Here is a 20057-nt window from a genome sequence, read left to right as displayed (position 1 = left end):
CATGGCTGGTACACCGCATGAAATTATTGAAAAAAATACAGGCTTGTTGGTCATCGGTATCGTTATTGCGATTAGCTTTGCAACGCTCGTTGAGATTGTACCGCTGATATACGATCAAAAAGGACCAGAAGAAGGTGGGGTGAACGCTCCCCTGCCGGCTATGGAACCGTGGACAGCGCTTGAATTTGAAGGTCGTGATATCTATATTCGTGAAGGTTGTCACGTCTGTCATACCCAAATGGTTCGTCCATTACGCGCAGAAGTTGAACGTTATGGACCATACTCGCGTGCTGCTGAGTCAACGTGGGATCACCCATTCTTATGGGGATCAAAACGTACAGGACCTGATTTGGCACGTGTTGGCGGACGCTATTCTGAAGATTGGCAAAAGCAGCATTTAATCAATCCACGCTCGCTAGTGCCAGAGTCCGTCATGCCAGGTTTCCCTTGGCTTGCTAAAAACGAAGTTGACGGTGAGAATATTCAGACTAAAATGCGTCTTTTCCGTGACCGTTTTGGCGTCCCTTATACTAATGAAGACATTGATGGGGCTCCTGATGCTGTTCAAGGCGCTACCGAGCTTGATGCTTTGGTTGCCTATCTTCAACAGTTAGGTACTGCGATGGAAGGACAGCGCTAATGGGTATTGGTGAATTACAAACAATTGCGACCGTTTCTGCCTTTATTGCCTTCGTAGGCGTTGCATGGTGGGCGTATTCGCCAAAAAACAAAAAACGCTTCGAAGAAGATGCACAACTTGCGCTTGATGATGAGGATAAAGAGTCCTTGTCTGACGAGCAGCGCAATAAGGATGAACAATGACATTTTTTTGGAGTTCTTGGATTACCATCTTAAGTTTTGGATGTTGGCTTTTCATCCTTGGTGCTTTATTGATGGTATTAAAGTTTAAGCCAGAAGTAGAAGAAGACGGTACAACCGGTCACGAATACGACGGTATCCGCGAATACGATAAGCCTTTACCAAAATGGTGGTTAGTTATATTTTTTGGCTCTATTGTTTGGGGTGTTGTCTATTGGGTATTCTTCCCTGCTATGTTTCCAAAAAGCTGGGATGGTATCGCAACCGTAGAAGTTGACGGTAAGACAGTACCTTGGACGTCTAAAAACGAGCTATATAGTGACCTTGAAAGTAATAACAAGGTATTCACTGATAACTTTGAAAAAAGTATATTGGTACAAGCAAATGCTGCTGATGCAGCGAAGACGTTGGCATCACTCTCTGAGATGCAAGCAACCATGCGTCGTAGCGATAAGCCACCTGCAGATTTGCAAACTAAGATTGATGAGAATATTGCAGCACTGGCACCTGACGTTGTTAAGCTGTCTGAAAATCCAAATGCATTAAAAGTCGGTAGCCGTTTGTTCTTACAGAACTGTGCAGTTTGTCACGGCTCTAACGCTAAAGGTGCAACAGGCTATCCTAACTTAACTGACAATGATTGGTTATATGGTGGCGAAGCTAGCAATATTTTAACCACGCTACATAATGGTCGTGTTGGTGGTATGCCTGCTTGGCGCGACCAAATCGGTGAAGATGGCGTACGAGCAGCAGCTGAATATGTGCTATCGTTATCGCCTGATCATGGTAGCAAGAGCAATGGTGAGCTTGATAATACTTTAGTCACACAAGGTCAAGCTATCTTTAAGCAGCAATGTGCCCTATGTCATGGTCAAGATGGTAAAGGGATGATTTCTGCAGGCGCGCCTAACTTAACGGATAATGTTTGGTTATATGGTGGTGAGCGTGAGACGGTACGCGAGACTTTACGTTATGGTCGTGCAGGCGTTATGCCACAATGGGAAACCAAACTGGGTAATGAACGTATTATGCTACTTGCCGCTTATATCTATTCATTATCAGATAAAGGCGTGCCAACCGCTACAGCTACCGTACCTGCAAATGCACCGGCTCCTAAAGCAGTAGCCAGCGCAAATTAAGACTGTTTCATTCTTTATTGAGCCATAAAATGGTATAATTTACAAAAAGGAGAATTGCTATTGCAGTTCTCCTTTTTTAGTTCATGTACTACTTTTTTCAGATGTTTCGTAATGAGGAATTTTTGCTGATTACTTAATAATTTTAACAGAAGGTTTATTCTCACTTATTAATAAACAAAATTCTATAGCTACATTTTTGTATATATTATAAGTGTTATAAGCCAGTCAAACCTAGACGCTGCTTTAACTTTCATGCTTATGCAATAATTGTTTTTTTGTATTATTACCCCATTTATAGTGAAGGCAATGTTAAAATGATTGTCATTAAAGTCCGTTATTTATAATCGCTCATTCGGTGGTTAGAACCTGCATAATATTCTTACTACTTACTGACATTGATAACAGCGCAAGCTCACACATCGTATTTTTATCATAAGTGTATGTTACCCATGCCAGCAGACTGATTCTTTTTTTAAAGAGGCAAGTTTATGTCAGCACCACAACCCAATCGCATTCCTGTACATGAGGTCGATCTCAACGCCACTAAAAAACGTATTCATCCTCGTTTTATTACTGGTTTTTATCAGAATATTCGTGTCATTAGCATGTATGCCTTTTTGGCACTTTTTCTGATTTTACCGTGGCTACGCTATAATGGTAGGCAAGCTATTTGGTTTGACGTGCCATCACAGCATTACTATATTTTTGGCATGACTTTTTTAACGCAAGACTTTTACTTTATTGCAGCATTTGCGCTTATTGCGGCTTTCACGCTATTTATGGTGACTGTTTACGCAGGGCGGGTGTGGTGTGGCTATGCGTGCCCACAAACGATTTGGACGCATATGTTCCAATATGTTGAGAAATTGGTCATTGGCGACCGTAATAAACGTATTAAGTTCGATAAAGAACCAATGAGCGCGACTAAAGCGTTTAAGCGCTTTGTGGTGTACTTTATTTGGTTTGTGTTTTCGACGATTACCGCGACTACTTTCGTCAGTTATGTATCAGGCACAGATGCCTTATATCAAAGCTGGCAGATGATAGGATTCATACCTGTTCCTAATTGGTCAACATGGATATGGGTATCCATGTTTATTTTTACTTTTGCCACTTATGTTAATGCCGGTTATATGCGTGAGCAGATGTGTATTCAAATCTGTCCGTATGGTCGTTTTCAAAGTGTGATGTTCGATAAAGATACGCTAGTAGTCTCTTATGATTATGATCGCGGTGAACCTCGCGGTGCGCGCAAAAAAGGTACTAATCCTGAAGCTTTAGGTGACTGTATTGAATGCCAGATGTGTGTGCAGGTATGCCCTACTGGGATTGATATTCGTGATGGTTTACAAGTAGCGTGTATTCAGTGTGCTGCTTGTGTCGATGCTTGTAATGAGATTATGGACAAGGTTGGTTATCCACGCGGATTGATCCGTTATACCACCGAGCGACAGTTGGTAGAAAAAGAGAATACCCGAGTATTCAGTCCACGACTTTTTGCTTATCTAACGCTACTTACCGTATTGTGTGGTGGTGTTATATATGCCTTGACGGATCGCGTGCCGTTAGAGATTGATATTCGCCGTGACCGTAATCAGCTGTCATCAACCAATGCCCAAGGTATGATTGAAAACAGTTATGTCGTTAAGCTGACCAATAAAACCCAAGAAGCACACACTTATAAAATTACTTTAGCGCCACAAGAAGGTCTGAGCCTACAACTGCGCTTTAATGATGTGCCATTAGATCCTGGTGAAAGCTTTGATATGTCAGTCAGTATTTCCGGTGACCCTGCCGTTGTTGCTGAAGGTCAAACACCGGTGACTTTAAATGTGGTTAGTGAAGATGGTAAATATAAAGTGAGTAAACAAAATATATTTACCACTCAAGGTCAGTAAGCCTTTAAGAGATACTAATTTCTGCTAAGTGTTTTATTATCAGTGACTTAGCAGATGCAGCACTTGTTAAATCAAGCTATACTGACTGCGGTTATTCATTATTATTAAACGAACAGCTAGCAGTTGTGTTTATCAGCTGATACATTAAATAGGTATTTTATGTCTGCTCCGATTCAAGCCCCGAGCTTTAAACAGCAAGACCGTCAGCCATGGTATAAGAATTACATGGTGGTTATCTTTGTCATTGGTATGCCCGCTTTTGTGGTTATTGCCTGTATTTGGTTTGTTTATTACTCTTATCAAATTCGTGATAGCGTGGTACGTGATGACTGGTATATGGACGGTAAGACGTTATATCATGATGTTGGTCGCGATAAGCTGACTTATGATTTAGATTTGCACGGTAAGATGCAGTTTTCACCAACAGGTGAAGTGATATTTTATCTGGACTACCCTGAGCAAAGTTTAAAAACCGGTAAACTGCTTAATGGTGAACCGTTAACTTATCCTGATACTTTAGACCTTTCTATTTCTCATGCCACAGATGTGCATAAAGACCGTGATGTCGTCTTGCATCATCAAAGCGGCAACAAATATAGTGCGCAAGTAAAACTGGATGAGGTAAAAGCTAAATATTACCTACAAGTTAGCCACGATGGTAAAAATGACTGGCGCATGAAAGATGTGGCAAAACTACCACGCCCCGAAGTAAGTTTTAATCCGTTACAGGTCTTTGCAAAGAGCTAATGTCTGGTTATTAAATGACTGAAACTATTAGTTTTTGACATCAGTTATGACATTGATAATGTAAAAAATCCAGCTAACAATAGCTGGATTTTTTGATACATGATTTGTTTATGATAGTGTTTAAATAACAGGATTGATGGTTGGTATTTTTTGACTTAGCGTGGTATCAGTTTCAATAACGGCCTGTTTAGCAAACTTGGGATTAAAGGTTTGCGTTTTTGGAGCGACGGGTAAACCAATCTCCGTCAAACTATCTGTCTGCCCTGCCTGAATATTATCGCCTTCAAATAAACGCTCATTATCATCACGCTCTAAGCTCAGACGCTCGAAGTCAAACAGTTCTCTATCTGCCAATTGTGACGGTGCAACATTTTGCATGGCTTTAAAAATAGATGCCAAACGCTGCGGATGCGCATTATCCCACTCGCGCAGCATGTCATTAATAATGGCGCGTTGTAGATTGGTCTGACTACCACATAAGTTGCAGGGAATAATTGGAAATTCTTTTAAGCGCGCATACTCAATAATATCTTTTTCTTCAACATAGGCTAATGGACGGATAAGCAAATTTTGCTTGTCATCGCTCAATAGCTTGGGTGGCATGGATTTTAGCGCCCCACCATGAAATAAATTGAGAAAAAAAGTGGCTAACATATCATCGCGATGGTGACCAAGGGCAATTTTGGTCGCGCCAATTTGTTTTGCAAAACCATATAACGAACCTCGACGCAAGCGCGAACAGGCGGAGCAATAGGTTTTTCCTTCTGGTACGACACTTTTGACAATACTATAGGTATCTTTTTCTAGAATATAATGCGCAATGCCTTGTTCATTGAGATAGTTAGGCAACACCTCTTCCGGATAGCCCGGCTGTTTTTGATCCAGATTTACCGCAACGATGTCGAAGCTAATGGGCGCGATACGCTTTAACAATAGCAAAATATCAAGCAACGTATAGCTGTCTTTACCGCCTGAGACACAGACCATGACCACGTCGCCGTCTTCGATCATATTAAAATCACGAATTGCCCACGATACTTGTCTACGTAGCTTTTTTTGGAGTTTGCGAAAGTATGCAGCTTGGCTATCTGACTGCTGCATATCAGACGGTTCGTTGTTATCGTCATCGTCATCTTCAGACGCATTATCTAAAAAATTTGGCGCATTATTAAACTCGGGATAAAGGTCAATATCGGCAGACGTTCTGTCCGATTGTGGCACAAAGGTAGGCGTAAATAAGGCGGCGGCGGTCATAAATTACTCGATATTTATATAATGATGGTTTTGTAATAAAGCGGATGGCGCGATGTCGTCATAATGTATAGCGACAGCCAATGCGGTCTTACAATTAGCAGCGATTATAACAAAATTTACTAAGCGATTGAAAAGATGACCTTAATTTTTAGAAGCAAAAATTCGTAGTATTATTCGTAGAAATAAATATATAAATAGCTGAGGTTTTTATACTATAGGAAATTGCTTGGCTATTTACCTAGCCTGTGCTTTAGGCCTGCAATGACAGTCTTTTTGAGGCTATTTTCTACACTGTATTGTCTTCACGGTTTTGTAATGGATACAATTTTGTTAATATAACGCTTCTTTACCTATTAATAATGACAGACCTAACTATGACTAACGCTACGCTTACTGCTTCTACTGATAAAACTCAAAATGCCGTCGTACTACTCTCTGGTGGACTCGACTCTGTCACTTGTTTGTATTGGGCAAAGTCGCGTTATGCCTCTGTTACCGCCCTGAGCTTTAACTACGGACAGCGCCATAATAGTGAGCTGATCGCTGCAAAAGCCATTGCCGAATCAGCAGGGGTCAATCACCGTATCATTGATATTGATATCGCTCAGTTGGGTGGTTCGTCACTCACTGACCACAGTATGATTGTGCCCGATGGCGATGCTGATAAGTTTCCCAATAAAAAACATGATGAAATCGATAATGATGCTATCCCAAACACTTATGTACCGGCGCGTAATACGATATTTTTATCTTATGCCTTAGCCGTTGCTGAAGTCACTGATGCCAATCATATCGTCATTGGCGTTAGCTCAGTCGATTACTCGGGCTATCCTGACTGCCGCCCTGAATACATTGCCGCCTTTGAGCACATGGCAAATCTAGCGACCAAAGCGGGCGTTACCGGACATCATCTGAAAATCCAAACCCCACTACAACAACTGTCGAAAGCACAAACGATTGAGCTTGGTTTATCGCTTGGGGTAGATTACGGTCAAACTATCTCCTGCTATCAGGCAGATAGTCAGGGTCATGCTTGCGGCGTGTGCGACAGCTGTGCTCTGCGACGTCAAGGCTTTGCACAAGTCGGTATCGCTGACCCAACTCATTATCAAGCATAATGATAATTTAAGTATCAAATTAATATTCAGTAGTGCTTCAAAATCAAATAAAGCAAACTATATAAACATATGCGTAACATTTAATTGCATCAATACAGCAGGCGCATAGTATTTATTGCCAAAAATAGTTGTTATGGTAGAGAAGATTGTATTTACGATCATTGGTTAAATTTTTAGTACCTCGTTTTCATTATTGTTTTAATGTATTTATAACGCCCTTTGAGAGAATATTTATGAAGCTGTTGCAACTCCTACCTATAGTATTTATTGGTCTTATTGCCATGCCGCAAGCCAATGCAATAGACATCAAACAAGACAATATCAATGCCTGTATCAATGGCGCGGTAAAATATAAAGTCGCTGACAAAGCGACGGCATCTAAACTCTGCACTTGTACCATCGGTGTCCGTAGCAAAATGACCATCGGTCAAATGTGGGAAATCGAAAGCTACGCCCAAAGTAAAAAAGATCCATCAACGCTACCTTACGTGAAAAAAATGCAAAAAGACTTGCAACAATGTACCGTAGGACTCGATTTAAAACAGCCTCAAAAACCTGCTTAAATAAAGCAAATACTGCTTATGAAAATTAAAAGACTGGCAATTGTCAGTCTTTTTTTGTTGCCAACAGTTGCCAATAAACAGCCAAAATGTAAGACTGATACTTTGCTATAACCCATCAATGAATAACGCCCCACTCCAAGATATTAAAATTAAATTAAAACTAAAAAGGAATTTATAATGGCTAAGCCAACCACCGAAGTGATTGCTCTACCTGAATTTCCAGTAACGATAGTACGCGAGCTTGACGGTAATTTTATTCATGATGACATTAGCTTAAAAGAGTTGATTGAACACAAAAAGAAAGGACTGATTCTCTACTTTTATCCAAAAGATGACACCCCAGGCTGCACGACACAAGCGACTGACTTTACTGCAAATATCAATGCTTTTGATGCTCTAGGTTACGATATCATTGGCGTTTCCCGCGATAGCGTTGAGTCTCATAAAAAATTCCTTGATAAATATGACTTACAAATACCCCTAATCAGTGATAGCGATGAAAAATTATGCCAGTATTTCGACGTTATTAAAGAAAAAAATATGTATGGCAAAATGACCATGGGGCTAGTACGCTCAGCATTTGTATTTGATAAAGAGGGCACATTAACGCATGCCCAGCGTAATCTGCGCGCTGCTGGTTATACTGAGCGGTTATTGACTGAATTAGCACCAGCATCGTAATGGATAATAATAAAATTTCTCACCATCTCATCATCTATCATTCGGTAATAATATGACGACACACACTGATAGCACCTCTGTTCCAATTACCCGTCAAGTAGATGTGGCAATTATCGGTGCAGGTACTGCTGGACAAAATGCCTTTCGCGCAGCCCGTAAAAGCACTAAAAATATCGTTATTATTAATGCTGGCTTTTGGACGACTACTTGTGCCACTGTTGGCTGTATGCCAAGTAAGCTATTGATTGCAGCTGCTAATCGTGCGCACGAAGCTAAAGATTCTGTGGCATTTGGTATTCATGCTGAGGTAAAAATTGACGGTAAGCAAGTCATGGCTCGTGTTCAGTCAGAGCGCAACCGTTTTGCCAGTTTTGTTGAACAACAAGTTGAGAGCTGGTCTGAAGTTGAAAAAATATCAGGGCGGGCTCGCATTAACCAAGAGGGTATTATCGAAGTTAATAATGAGCGTATTAAAGCCGATAAAATTATTATCGCGACTGGTAGTACGCCTTTTATTCCTGACGGTTGGACTGATAAGCTTGGTGAGAGATTGCTCACTTCAGACACGATTTTTGAATTGACAGATTTGCCTAAATCTTTGGCTGTTATCGGTGCAGGGGCAATCGGCTTAGAGCTAGCGCAAGCTTTTAGCCGATTGGGCGTTGCAATTACGTTATTTAACCGTGTTAATCAAGTCGGTGGTCTCAAAGACGAGGATATCAATCAAAAGGCGATTGACTGCTTAGGTGCTGAGCTGACTATGCAGCTAAATAGTCAGATTGAAGACGTTGGCACGTATGGGGCTAATAGTGATAATAATAATGAAAAACCAGCCGCCTTTATTAATTATATAGACAGTGAGGGACAAGCACATGAGTGGTGCGGCGAGTATGTACTGGTCGCGACCGGACGGCAAAATACAATTGACCAATTGGGCATTGAGAACTTAGGTGTTAGCTTAGACGATAAAAATCGCCCGCAAAATTTAGATATAAATACCGGACAAATTGGCAATTTGGAGGTTTATATTATTGGGGATGCCAATGCACATCTTCCCCTACTTCACATTGCTAGCGATGAAGGTTTTAATGCAGGCAGCACAGTTTGTGAAGATAATAAGAACGCGTATATTCGTCCGCCTACCGTGCCATTATCCATTGTGTTTTGTGAACCGCAAATTATGACTGTCGGTATGTCGTTGCCCGAGATTCAAGAAGCAGCGTTAGAATATGTCATTGGTAAGGTAAGTTTTGATAATCAAGGGCGCAGTCGTGTCATGGGCGTTAATTGTGGGCTATTACATATTTATGGCTGCAAACAGACCGATAAAATTCTAGGCGCAAGCATGGTTGGACCAGATGCAGAATATGTTGCTCATATTTTAGCGGTTGCCATAACCAATGACTTGAGCATTAAAGACGTGCTTGATACGCCTTTTTACCATCCGACTATTTTAGAAGGTCTGCGTACTGCGCTACGCGATGTGCAAGTGCAAATGTCTATACCCCACCAAAAGCAAGGAATAGAGGAAGATAGCTTTTAATCACGTGCTCCGTTACACTTTTAGATAAGCTTTACTGACCAAAACCTCCATGGATAAGACAATGGCAATCGCTGGTATTACTGATTTTTTTCAAGAGATTGCGCGTGACTTGCATTCCAGTTTATATCTTGCTATCGGCGGTACACTAGAGGAAGAATCTCGCGACTGGACGGCTCATGCTGTAGAGTTGACCAGTACCAGTATTAAAATCCTCATATTACTTGTGATATTGGGGTTTTTTTATTGGCTGGCGATTTATTTGGTCAAGCACAACAGCGCCCGTATTCGCCTCAACGAGCGGCGCACTAAGATTGTGCGCTCAGTGCTGCGTTATATATGGGTAGTCGCCAGTATGCTTGCCATCATGAGCCAAATTTATTTTGATACCAGTACCGTTAAATCGATGGCAAAAGCCAGTGTTTGGGCAGGAATCTACTATGTACTCTGGGCATCTTCTGGGCAGATTATCCATAAAGTGCTTCAGCATTATGGTCTGAATGCTTCTATCGAGCAATTACTAAAAAATATTTTAACGGTACTGATTTTAGTCTTTGGTCTTGCCAGCGTAATGGCACAATTTGGCTTTGATATTGTATCGTTAGTGGCAGGTTTGGGGATTGTTGGTTTAGCAGTTGGCTTTGCAGCACAATCAACGCTAGCTAATTTTATTGCTGGGATTACTATTTTAATTGATCAAGCCTTTCAGGTGGGCGACTGGATTAATATTAATAATGTTGAGGGACGGGTGGTGATTATATCACTGCGTACCACTCATATTTTAACCCGTGACAATATTACTGTCATTGTGCCAAATGCCACTGTTGCTTCTTCAGAAGTGACCAATTTAACGTCCAAGAATTTTATTCGTTTTGACATTCGGGTACGTATTGCTTTAGAAGGTGATATCGATGCGGCACGTAGTGAGATATTAAAGGTGCTCAGCGATACGGATGTGGTATTAAGTCGTCCTGAAACGTCAGCGACAGTAGCAGAAATTGGCGAGTCTGGTATCTTTTTTATCGTACGCTTTTGGGTCAAACCAGCGGCGGTTGCAAGGATGCCAAAAATAAAAGAAGGTCTGACAGAGAATATCAAACGCGCTTTTGATGCCGCCAATATCACCACGCCCTATCCACATATACGCTTGCTAATACCAAAAGATGATGACTATCCTATCACCACTGCGCTCGCAACTGACCCGTTATTAGCAGCTGACACACAGGCAGCAGAAACCGCTACAGACACTAGCGCACTGATTAGTAAAAATGACTAGCCATCGATACTGAAGCCTGCCTCAAGTAACTGATTTAACTACCGGCTTCAAGTACTGGCTTTAAGTAAAAGTTATCAGCTCTAAACCTTATGCTTTGAATTATGGTAAAATTACTGGTCAGATTTTCTTATTTATGCTTCGCTTAGTCCATTTAGCCACACAGGTATCCGTATGACCGAACACACCGCGCCCACTGCTTTATCTACATCGACCGCATTATCGCTTGACCTGATTATCACCTGTGCCGATGGGCTAGAAGTACAGCTACAAACGGAGCTGACCAGCTTCGGTATTGAGAGCGAAATTAAAAGTACCGGACGTCTGAACGTTACCGGTTCGCTACGTGATTTATATACCATTTGTTTATGGTCGCGGGTTGCCTCGCGTGTATTAATGCTGATTAAACGTAAAAATATCAATGCCGAATATGATGTGGCTGAACAGCTATATGGCTTGGCAAAATCGACAGATTGGACAAAAGAGTTTAATCTCGACCAAACCTTTGCCATTCGTCTGTCTGTTGATAAGCGCGTCGCGGTTAGCCAGCAGTTTGCGATGCTGCGTATTAAAGATGCGATTGCCGATACTTTTAATGAAGTTTATGACAGCCGTCCAAACGTCGACAGTAAAAACCCAGATTTCTCTATTTTCGCTACCGTTAATGATAAACAAGCAGAATTATACCTAGATTTATCAGGTACTAGCTTGCATCGCCGTGGTTACCGTGTAGCAATGACAGATGCGCCTTTAAAAGAAAATCTAGCGGCTGCTCTACTTTATAGTGCGGGCTGGCATAAGAAAAGTGCCGAAGGTGATGCGCCTTACTACAATGCGTTAATTGACCCCATGTGTGGTTCAGGAACGTTTCTTATTGAAGCCTTACTGATGCATTGCGATTATGCGGTTGGCATTGATAAAGCGGCTAATCAATTTGGTTTTTATCAATGGCAACATCATGATAAAACGCTATGGTTGTCGATGATTGATGATGCACAAACGCGATTCCGTGAAGCATTAGCGATTGCTTGTGAGCAACCCGATACCCTGCCCCTTATTTTAGGGTTTGATGCGGACAGCGGTGCTATTCTAGCCACCGAAAAGAACTTAATCGCTGCTGGTCTCCATGACTTATTACCCCTTATCGACCTTGAAACCCGCGCTCTTGACCAACTTAATAATCGCTTACTCCCAATGGTGAATGACGGCAGATTAAGTAATCCGCTCATTATCACCAATCCACCTTATGGTGAACGGTTGGGCGATGAAGAGATGATTAAACCACTATATCAAGCGATTGGGCTTATTTTGCAAGACAGCTTTGCCGGTAGTGGTATCACGCCAATGCTTGGCATATTAGCGTCACACGTTGAACAAGTGGATATCTTGCCGATTAAAGAGCCAAAAACCTTGCGCTGCCATAATGGTGCAATCACGGTTTATTTCCGTTACGGCACATTGATTGCTGGGAAAGTCGGTTATTTAATGAGCCAGTTTGAGAAGCGTGAAATTGTGTCTGAAGAAGGACAAGATTTTATCAATCGCTTACAAAAAAATCTGGGTCGCCTAAAAAAACAAGCCAGTAAAGACAATGTCAGTAATTTGCGTGTTTATAATGCCGATTTGCCCGATTTTAAAGTGGCTATCGACTTATATGGCGATTATGTGCACGTACAAGAATATGCGCCACCAAAAACGATTCCACCTGAAACTGCGAAAAAGCGCTTTAATTTGGCATTGATGGGTATTCGTGAAGTGTTTGGTATTAACCGTGAGCAAATTTTTATTAAAACCCGCGCTCGTCAATCGGGTAATGACCAATATAGCAAGCAAGGCAATACCGAAAAGCGCGGCAAATTCTATGTGGCGCGTGAAGATGGCGCTTATTTTTACGTGAACTTTACCGACTATCTTGATACTGGTTTGTTTATCGATCACCGTAATATGCGCGCGCGTATCAAAGCCAATAGTAAAGGTAAAGCGGTGCTAAATTTATTCGCTTATACTTGTACCGCCAGTGTTCATGCGGCATTGGCAGGCGCTAAAAAAGTTACTAGTGTCGATTTGTCACAGAACTATCTTGATTGGGGCAAACAAAACTTTGCGCTCAATGGTCTTAATGTTAGTGGTAATAAATATCATTTTGTCGCCGCCGATATCTTTGAGTGGATTAAAGACAATACGGAACAATTTGATATTATCTTTATTGATCCACCGACTTTTTCAAACTCGAAAAAATTCCAAGGAACGTTTGATGTGCAGCGTGACCATACGGCGCTCATCAATCGGGCGATGAACCGTTTAACCGCTGATGGCGTGTTGTACTTCTCAAACAACTTTACTCGTTTTGAGTTGGATGAGCAGTTAACTGAACGCTACAACATTATTGATATCACGGCGCAAACTATTGGCTTTGACTTTGATGTTAAAAAACCGATTCATCAAAGCTTTGAGATCCGTCACCGTTAAATTGACTACAGTCTAAAAGCACTTAATTTGACAGCGTTTATTTTTTAGTCAATTAAGTAAGCATGGATAAGTAATCACGGATTTAAAAAAATAATGACTCAATCGACTTTGATTGGGTCATTTTTTGTTGTTATGATAGAGTGCTACTGAGTAAACATGTTTTATATCATCGTTTACTTTATTTTAATAACTCAATCTAATAATTCACTCTAATAACAAGGATATATCATGGCTTTATCATTGAATAAAGGCGGTAACTTATCACTAACCAAAACTGACCCCAACTTAAATAAGCTACTTATTGGACTTGGCTGGGATGAACGCGCAACTTCTGGTGCCGAGTTCGATTTGGATGCCAGTATATTTTTAGTCGGCACTTCAGGTAAAGTACGCGGTGATCACGATTTCATTTTCTATAATCAGCTTAAATCAGACAATGGCGCGGTTGAACATACGGGCGATAATCGTACGGGCGAAGGCGATGGTGATGATGAAGTCATTAAAGTAAATCTAGCGCAAGTGCCGGCTGATATTGATAAAATCGTCGTCACTGTGACCATTCATGATGCTGCTGCCCGTAGCCAAAACTTCGGTCAAGTTGCGAATGCCTTTATCCGCGTTGTTAATGAAGAAACGGGCGTTGAAGTGGTGCGTTTTGACTTAGCAGAAGACTATTCAGTAGAAACAGCCATGGTATTTGGTGAAGTTTATCGCCATAACGGCGAGTGGAAATTCCGCGCCGTTGGTCAAGGCTATTCAGGCGGCTTGCAAGCGATGTGTCAACAATACGGTGTTAATATCTAAAATGTACTTTGCATTTATATCGTGCCTAAAAAGCAAAGCACTACTGGTTGCAAAATAGCCACAATTCGCTATAGCAAAATATTTAATAATGCTTTATGTTTCATTTAAAATTATGCACAAAAAGTGGCTAGCGATAGCTGCTTTTTTATTGTCTATCTCTTTAATAGATAGACCTGAGCTTTACGTAACCAGACAGGATATGTCATGAGACATTTTTATTTAGACTTCATTTTCACGGCTATCGCATTGATGGTGGCCGCGTGGTGGGGATATTCACATAGTGGTATGGGCGGGCTGATATCCGCGCTGTCAATTACCGCTATTTTGGCCGTCATGGAGATTTCGTTATCATTTGATAACGCGGTGGTCAATGCCTCAGTGCTCAAGCATTGGGACAAATTTTGGAAAATGATATTTTTAACCGTTGGTATTTTGATTGCCGTATTTGGTATGCGTTTGGTATTCCCGATTGTCATTGTCGCGGTTACCGCTGACCTCGGTATGATGGAAGTGGTCAATTTAGCCTTATACAATCCAGAAGAATATTCAGCAAAACTCTTAGCACACCATGCTGAAATTTCAGCCTTTGGTGGTATGTTCTTGTTATTAGTGTTCTTAAACTTTTTATTCGATGAAAAAGAAGTGCATTGGTTTGACTGGTTAGAGAGCCGCTTAGCCAAATTCGGGCAAGTAAATGCAATGAGCGTTTTTGTTGCCCTTGCAATCCTGATGTTATCTTTAACATGGGTAAACGACGCACAAGCACCTGCGGTATTGATTGCAGGCGTTTGGGGTATTTTAATTTATCTAGGCGTACAAGTCGTGTCAGGTATGCTTGAAGGCGACCTTGGTGAAGAAGAGGAAGAAGGCAACGAAAGTAGTGGTGCTGGTGCTGCCGCAGGTAGTGCTATTATGAAAGGCGGTATTGCCGGCTTCTTATATCTTGAAGTCCTTGATGCGTCATTCAGCTTTGATGGTGTGATTGGTGCATTTGCCATTACTAATGACGTGATTATCATCATGTTGGGCTTGGCAATTGGTGCGATGTTCGTACGTTCAATGACTATCTTTTTGGTAGAAAAAGGTACGCTTGATGAGTTCATCTATCTTGAGCATGGCGCACATTACGCTATCGGTGCGCTTGCTCTTATCATGCTGTTATCGATGAAATTTCATGTACCAGAATTGGTTACTGGTCTTATCGGTATCGCCTTTATTGGTTGGGCATTACTGGCATCGCTCAAGCATCGCAAAATAGAAGCACAAAAAGTTGTTGAGTAGATAATGAGTAAATATAGTAAAAATTTTAATTAATACCACTCTGCTTTAAAGTTGTATTTTTATCACAGGTTATATCAAGCATTTGGTATAACCTGTTTTGTTTTTTGACTGCCTACTTTTTCGTCATCTTTCTGAATATTAATCCGCTTATATTTTTAATAACAATACCTTGCCTATTATACTCCGGATGTTAAAAAGCTATCAGCTGTGCAGGGTTATTGTGTTGCTTAGTAAACAGACAAAATTCGTCTTGCTTAGTGCTCATTCGCTTAGTATAGTAAAACGTAATGAGATGCAGCATATAGCTCACGGGTAGCATTATAAGTAACTAGCGCCCTAATAGTTACTATGCTGTATTATTTTGAGTACACTTTATAATCAAAAAATTAATTCAATTACTAGACTTTTAATTAATAAACCAAAGGACATTTACATGGCTATCAGCTTAACAAAAGGCGGCAACGTAAACTTATCAAAAGAAGCACCAGGCTTAACCAACATTACCGTTGGTCTTGGTTGGGATCCCCGCGCTACTGACGGTCAAGATTTCGACTTAGATGCTATTGGCTTCTTGGTAGATGAGTCTGGCAAAGTGCGTAATGACCAAGATTTTATCTTTTTTAATAACTTAAAGTCAGACAATGGTGCCGTTGAGCACACTGGCGATAACCGTACTGGCGAAGGCGACGGCGATGATGAAGCCATCAAAGTAAATCTAGCGAATATTCCAGCTGACGTGAGCAAGATTGCTCTATGTGCCATTATTTATGACGGTCAAGCTCGTAACCAAAACTTCGGTCAAGTAGGCGATGCTTATATCCGTGTCATTAATGATAATGGCGCGGCTGAAATCGCCCGTTATGACCTATCAGAAGATGGTAGCACTGAAACAGCAATGATTTTCGGTGAGCTATATCGCAATAGCGGTGATTGGAAATTCCGCGCCGTTGGTCAAGGCTTTAGCGGTGGTCTAGGTCCATTAGCCGCGTCTTATGGTGTTAATGTTTAAGACTAAAAGCTGAATCGGCAAATTTAAAAAAGCCATCAAGTGTGCCCTATTATCACATTTGATGGCTTTAAAAGTACTGGGCTAGTGAAAATATGTTTTAGGACGTCGTTTTAAAAGCGTACTCGAAATTACATAACCATATTTAGAACACTGTATTTACAATACTATATTAAAGCATCGATATAAGGATTTTCCCTCTATGGCAGCAACCTTTAGCTTAATCGGTACGATTGAACCTTTTTTACATTGTAACCTTAAAAAGGGCGATTCCATTTATTGTGAAGCCAATGCAATGGTAATGATGGAGTCTAACCTTGAGCTTAAAGGTAAGCTACAGGGCGGAATCATGCAGTCATTGATGCGCCGCTTCGCCAATGATGAATCACTATTTCAGCAGCAGATCGAAGCCGTTAATGGTGAAGGTGACTGTTTACTTGCCCCAACGCTTGATGGCGATATGCAGATACTTGATGTAGGTGCGCAGCAATATACCTTAAGTGATGGAGCATTTGTCGCCGCTCAGACTGGAGTCGATGTTGTCGCTAAGATTCAGCGTAATTTAGGCGGTGCAATATTCGGCGATACCGGTGGCTTTATGGTCATGCAAACTCAAGGTAACGGTCAAGTGGTAGTATCTGGTTTTGGCTCGTTGTTTGAGATTGATGTGGAACCCGGCAAAGATGTGATTATCGATAATGGTCATGTAGTCTGTTGGGATTCGCGCTTAGAATATAAGCTCTCGGTCGCTACCAGTAAGAAAAAAGGCTTTTTAGGTAACATCATCAACTCAGTGACCAGTGGCGAAGGTATGGTTTTAAACTTCTCTGGTAGAGGTAAAGTGGTTATCTGCTCGCGCAATCGTGATAGTTATCAAGGCTGGATACAAAGTCTGTTGGGCACTAGCTCAGGCGGGCGCGGCGGCAATAGTAGTCTTTTAGGCAATGTATTGTAATTAAAAATTTGAATATTTTAGCCAAATTTTATCAGTACCAATCTGTGTTTTTTATAACGTCAACAACAACTATTATAAGGATTATCGCATGGCAGTCAGTCTCCAAAAAGGACAAAAAATCTCCTTAAGCAAAGAAGCCGGCGGCACGCTCACTCAAGTAAAATTAGGCTTGGGCTGGGATGTGGCACAAGCGCCTCAAGAGAAAAAAGGTGGGCTATTAGGTAAATTATTCGGCGGTGGCAGCGGTGGTGATTCTATTGATTTAGACGCCTCTTGCATCATGTTTGATAGCAATAAGCAGCCCGTTGATACCGTTTGGTTCAGTCAATTACAATCAAAAGATGGCAGTATCCTTCATACGGGTGACAATCGCACTGGCGCGGGTGATGGCGATGATGAGGTCATCAATGTTGATCTCTCCAAAGTGCCTGCCAATGTGACATCACTGGTATTTACCGTTAATAGCTTTACCGGACAGAGCTTTGAGAAAGTCGAAAATGCGTTTTGCCGTATCGTTAACGCCAATAATAACAGTGAAGTTGCGCGTTATAACTTGTCATCACAAGGTCCTCATACGGCAATGATTATGGCAAAAGTTTATCGTCATAATGATGAATGGAAAATGCACGCCATTGGTGAAACCGCTTCTGGGCGTACTTTCCATGATTTAATGCCGGCTATTACTCCGCATGCTTAATTAATGTTATACGATAAATTAGTGATAATAAAAAAGCCCAGCTATTGTAAATAGCTGGGCTTTTCAATTTGGCTCTCATTACTATTGTTTTTTACTTCTATTCTTTCTACCAATAAAGTCTCAACCGAAGACACAGTTTATCTCTCATTGCTCTGTATAGTTAGTTTGAAATAAATTCGATACGTCAATATTATCGTGCTGTTGAGATATAAACTAAACAGGCAACTCGTTGCTCCTTATGTACATCTCGTCGTCTATATGTCCCTTCCGTAGGATTAGTAACAGTGGCAGCACATTCTGTAATACTATTTTGTTTACAAATGATAAATAAATTACATTCTCTAAAATGGATTATTTGGAGTAAACAAATGTCAGACCATAAAATTGATAGCGTTGATAAAGAAGCGGGGCAAAAGAAGAAGTTCGAGATGCCACATATTTATGTCATCTTATTTGTATTCAGCGCCATCGCCGCTATTCTTACTCACTTTATACCTTCTGGTAAATATGACCGTGTACTTGGACCAGAAGGTAGAACAACCATCGACGCCACGTCCTACCATTTAATAGAGCAAACGCCAGTTGGCATCACCGAATTTTTAACTGCTGTACCTAGGGGTCTTATCGATGCCGGTGAAGTCGTGTTCTTCACATTCATCATCGGTGGTATGTTTATGGTGCTTAGAAGAACGGGAATTATCGAAGTTGTCGTTGATAAGTTAGCCCGTAGATTTGCCAATAATGGCTTGTTGCTCATAGCAGTATTAACCACAACATTTGCTTTTATTGCCACACTAATTGGTACGCCCGAATTATCATTAGTCTATATTCCAGTTATTATGCCCTTAATTATTGCTTTGGGATACGATTCGGTAACGGCTGCTGCGATTTCACTATGTGGGACTGGTGCTGGTTTTAGCGCCGGTGTGCTTAATCCAATCAATACAGGTCTTGGACAAAAGTTATCAGGATTACCAGTATTCTCAGGAATGGGATTACGTTCAGTCGTATTCGTTTTAGCAGTCACTGCCGTGGTTTTCTTTATTATAAGATATGCGAAAAAAGTTAAGAAAGATCCGTCCAAAAGTTATGTCTATGAAGAAGATAGTGAAAAAAGAATAGAATTTAATCAAATTGTTGGTGGTACTGCGCTTACCATGACATATCGTCAAAAGCTAGCTGCCTATGCCACGCTTATTCTATTTGCAGTACTCGTATACGGCGTGCTGCAGCAAGGCTGGTTCATGATAGAGATGTCTGGACTCTTTGTCATCATGGGCATCGTCGTTGGACTGATTGCTGGTCTTAAGCTTACTGAGATATGTGAGGGATTTAACCAAGGGTTTAAAGATGTATTGATGGGCGCATTTATCGTCGGCTTAGCTCGTGCAGTCGCTGTCGTCTTAGAAGATGGCAACGTCATGGACACTCTTGTACACTCTTTAGGGACTTTAGTTGGAGATTTACCTCCTGAGTTGGCAGCAGTTGGTATGTATTTCGTCCAAACTGCCATTAATTTTGTGATCTCGTCCGGTAGTGGCCAAGCTCTTGTCACGATGCCTATTATGGCACCACTTGCTGATCTCGTTGGCGTGACCAGACAAACAGCTGTTCTAGCCTATCAACTTGGCGATGGCTTTACTCACGTTCTCTTCCCTACCAGCGGATATTTTATGGCAGCACTGGTTATCGCGGGTGTGCCTTATCAAAAATGGCTGCGCTTTTTCTTACCTCTTTTTGCGGTTTGGGCGATGATTGCCATTGGCTCTCTAATTGTCGCTCAAATGATTGGTTGGTCATAACCAATCATTAA

General features: G+C 41.3%; 18 protein-coding genes. 17 read left to right on the top strand and 1 reads right to left on the bottom strand.

Annotated elements, in window-relative coordinates:
• The first annotated feature begins 1 nt into the window (after position 1).
• The 5 genes from ccoO to AOC03_RS10375 all read left to right on the top strand — a co-directional run bounded on the left by ccoO (position 2) and on the right by AOC03_RS10375 (position 4603).
• On the top strand, positions 2–640 hold the full coding sequence (ccoO, locus tag AOC03_RS10395; protein ID WP_062535759.1) for a cytochrome-c oxidase, cbb3-type subunit II: 639 nt from the start codon (positions 2–4) through the stop codon (positions 638–640).
• Positions 640–822: a CcoQ/FixQ family Cbb3-type cytochrome c oxidase assembly chaperone gene (locus AOC03_RS10390; RefSeq protein WP_062535757.1), complete on the top strand. Its 183-nt coding sequence runs from the start codon at positions 640–642 to the stop codon at positions 820–822. Before ccoO ends, AOC03_RS10390 begins: the two co-directional genes overlap by 1 nt.
• Entirely contained in the window at positions 819–1958 is a 1140-nt protein-coding gene (gene ccoP, locus AOC03_RS10385; RefSeq protein ID WP_062535755.1) for a cytochrome-c oxidase, cbb3-type subunit III, read from the top strand. The genes AOC03_RS10390 and ccoP overlap by 4 nt, the downstream gene beginning before the upstream one ends.
• Positions 1959–2446: 488 nt before the next feature.
• A complete protein-coding gene (gene ccoG / locus AOC03_RS10380) occupies positions 2447–3856 on the top strand; it encodes a cytochrome c oxidase accessory protein CcoG (protein ID WP_062535753.1) in 1410 nt (469 codons plus the stop codon).
• Between the two features lie 159 nt (positions 3857–4015).
• Positions 4016–4603 (top strand): FixH family protein, encoded by a 588-nt coding sequence (locus tag AOC03_RS10375; protein WP_062535751.1) that lies wholly within the window; start codon positions 4016–4018, stop codon positions 4601–4603.
• A gap of 120 nt (positions 4604–4723) precedes the next feature.
• On the opposite strand, the gene ttcA is transcribed toward AOC03_RS10375, so the two are convergent.
• Positions 4724–5704 (bottom strand): tRNA 2-thiocytidine(32) synthetase TtcA, encoded by a 981-nt coding sequence (gene ttcA / locus AOC03_RS10370; protein WP_420480457.1) that lies wholly within the window; start codon positions 5702–5704, stop codon positions 4724–4726.
• Between the two features lie 527 nt (positions 5705–6231).
• Here ttcA and queC point away from each other — a divergent pair.
• From queC to AOC03_RS10310, 12 genes are all read left to right on the top strand, one after another.
• The gene (gene queC / locus AOC03_RS10365; RefSeq protein WP_084785844.1) at positions 6232–6975 is read left to right on the top strand and encodes a 7-cyano-7-deazaguanine synthase QueC; all 744 of its coding nucleotides are present in this window, start codon (positions 6232–6234) and stop codon (positions 6973–6975) included.
• A gap of 233 nt (positions 6976–7208) precedes the next feature.
• Positions 7209–7538 (top strand): hypothetical protein, encoded by a 330-nt coding sequence (locus AOC03_RS10360; RefSeq protein ID WP_062535745.1) that lies wholly within the window; start codon positions 7209–7211, stop codon positions 7536–7538.
• A gap of 177 nt (positions 7539–7715) precedes the next feature.
• Positions 7716–8219: a peroxiredoxin gene (locus AOC03_RS10355; protein ID WP_204247909.1), complete on the top strand. Its 504-nt coding sequence runs from the start codon at positions 7716–7718 to the stop codon at positions 8217–8219.
• Positions 8220–8271: 52 nt separating this feature from the next.
• Positions 8272–9762: a dihydrolipoyl dehydrogenase gene (locus AOC03_RS10350; protein WP_062535739.1), complete on the top strand. Its 1491-nt coding sequence runs from the start codon at positions 8272–8274 to the stop codon at positions 9760–9762.
• A 61-nt stretch (positions 9763–9823) separates the two neighbouring features.
• Complete coding sequence (locus AOC03_RS10345) at positions 9824–11035, top strand: mechanosensitive ion channel family protein (protein WP_062535737.1); 1212 nt, start codon at positions 9824–9826, stop codon at positions 11033–11035.
• Between the two features lie 171 nt (positions 11036–11206).
• Complete coding sequence (gene rlmKL, locus AOC03_RS10340; RefSeq protein WP_062535735.1) at positions 11207–13501, top strand: bifunctional 23S rRNA (guanine(2069)-N(7))-methyltransferase RlmK/23S rRNA (guanine(2445)-N(2))-methyltransferase RlmL; 2295 nt, start codon at positions 11207–11209, stop codon at positions 13499–13501.
• Positions 13502–13729: 228 nt separating this feature from the next.
• Positions 13730–14305, top strand: a complete 576-nt coding sequence (locus AOC03_RS10335) for a TerD family protein (RefSeq protein WP_062535731.1) — start codon at positions 13730–13732, stop codon at positions 14303–14305.
• Between the two features lie 204 nt (positions 14306–14509).
• Positions 14510–15586 carry a DUF475 domain-containing protein gene (locus AOC03_RS10330; RefSeq protein WP_062535729.1) on the top strand — a complete coding sequence of 359 codons (1077 nt, stop codon included), beginning with the start codon at positions 14510–14512 and terminating at the stop codon, positions 15584–15586.
• Positions 15587–16019: 433 nt separating this feature from the next.
• The gene (locus AOC03_RS10325; RefSeq protein WP_062535727.1) at positions 16020–16595 is read left to right on the top strand and encodes a TerD family protein; all 576 of its coding nucleotides are present in this window, start codon (positions 16020–16022) and stop codon (positions 16593–16595) included.
• 199 nt (positions 16596–16794) lie between these two features.
• Positions 16795–17547 carry a TIGR00266 family protein gene (locus AOC03_RS10320; RefSeq protein WP_062535725.1) on the top strand — a complete coding sequence of 251 codons (753 nt, stop codon included), beginning with the start codon at positions 16795–16797 and terminating at the stop codon, positions 17545–17547.
• 88 nt (positions 17548–17635) lie between these two features.
• Positions 17636–18244, top strand: coding sequence for a TerD family protein (locus tag AOC03_RS10315; RefSeq protein ID WP_062535723.1), 609 nt, complete (start codon positions 17636–17638; stop codon positions 18242–18244).
• Positions 18245–18528: 284 nt separating this feature from the next.
• Positions 18529–20046, top strand: a complete 1518-nt coding sequence (locus tag AOC03_RS10310) for a YfcC family protein (RefSeq protein ID WP_237182062.1) — start codon at positions 18529–18531, stop codon at positions 20044–20046.
• Positions 20047–20057: the final 11 nt, after the last annotated feature.

It is taken from the genome of Psychrobacter urativorans (assembly GCF_001298525.1).
In the GTDB taxonomy this organism is placed as follows: Bacteria; Pseudomonadota; Gammaproteobacteria; order Pseudomonadales; family Moraxellaceae; genus Psychrobacter; species Psychrobacter urativorans_A.
The sequence above is the reverse complement of the archived record's forward strand: the minus strand, read 5'-3'. Positions and strand labels throughout refer to the sequence as shown.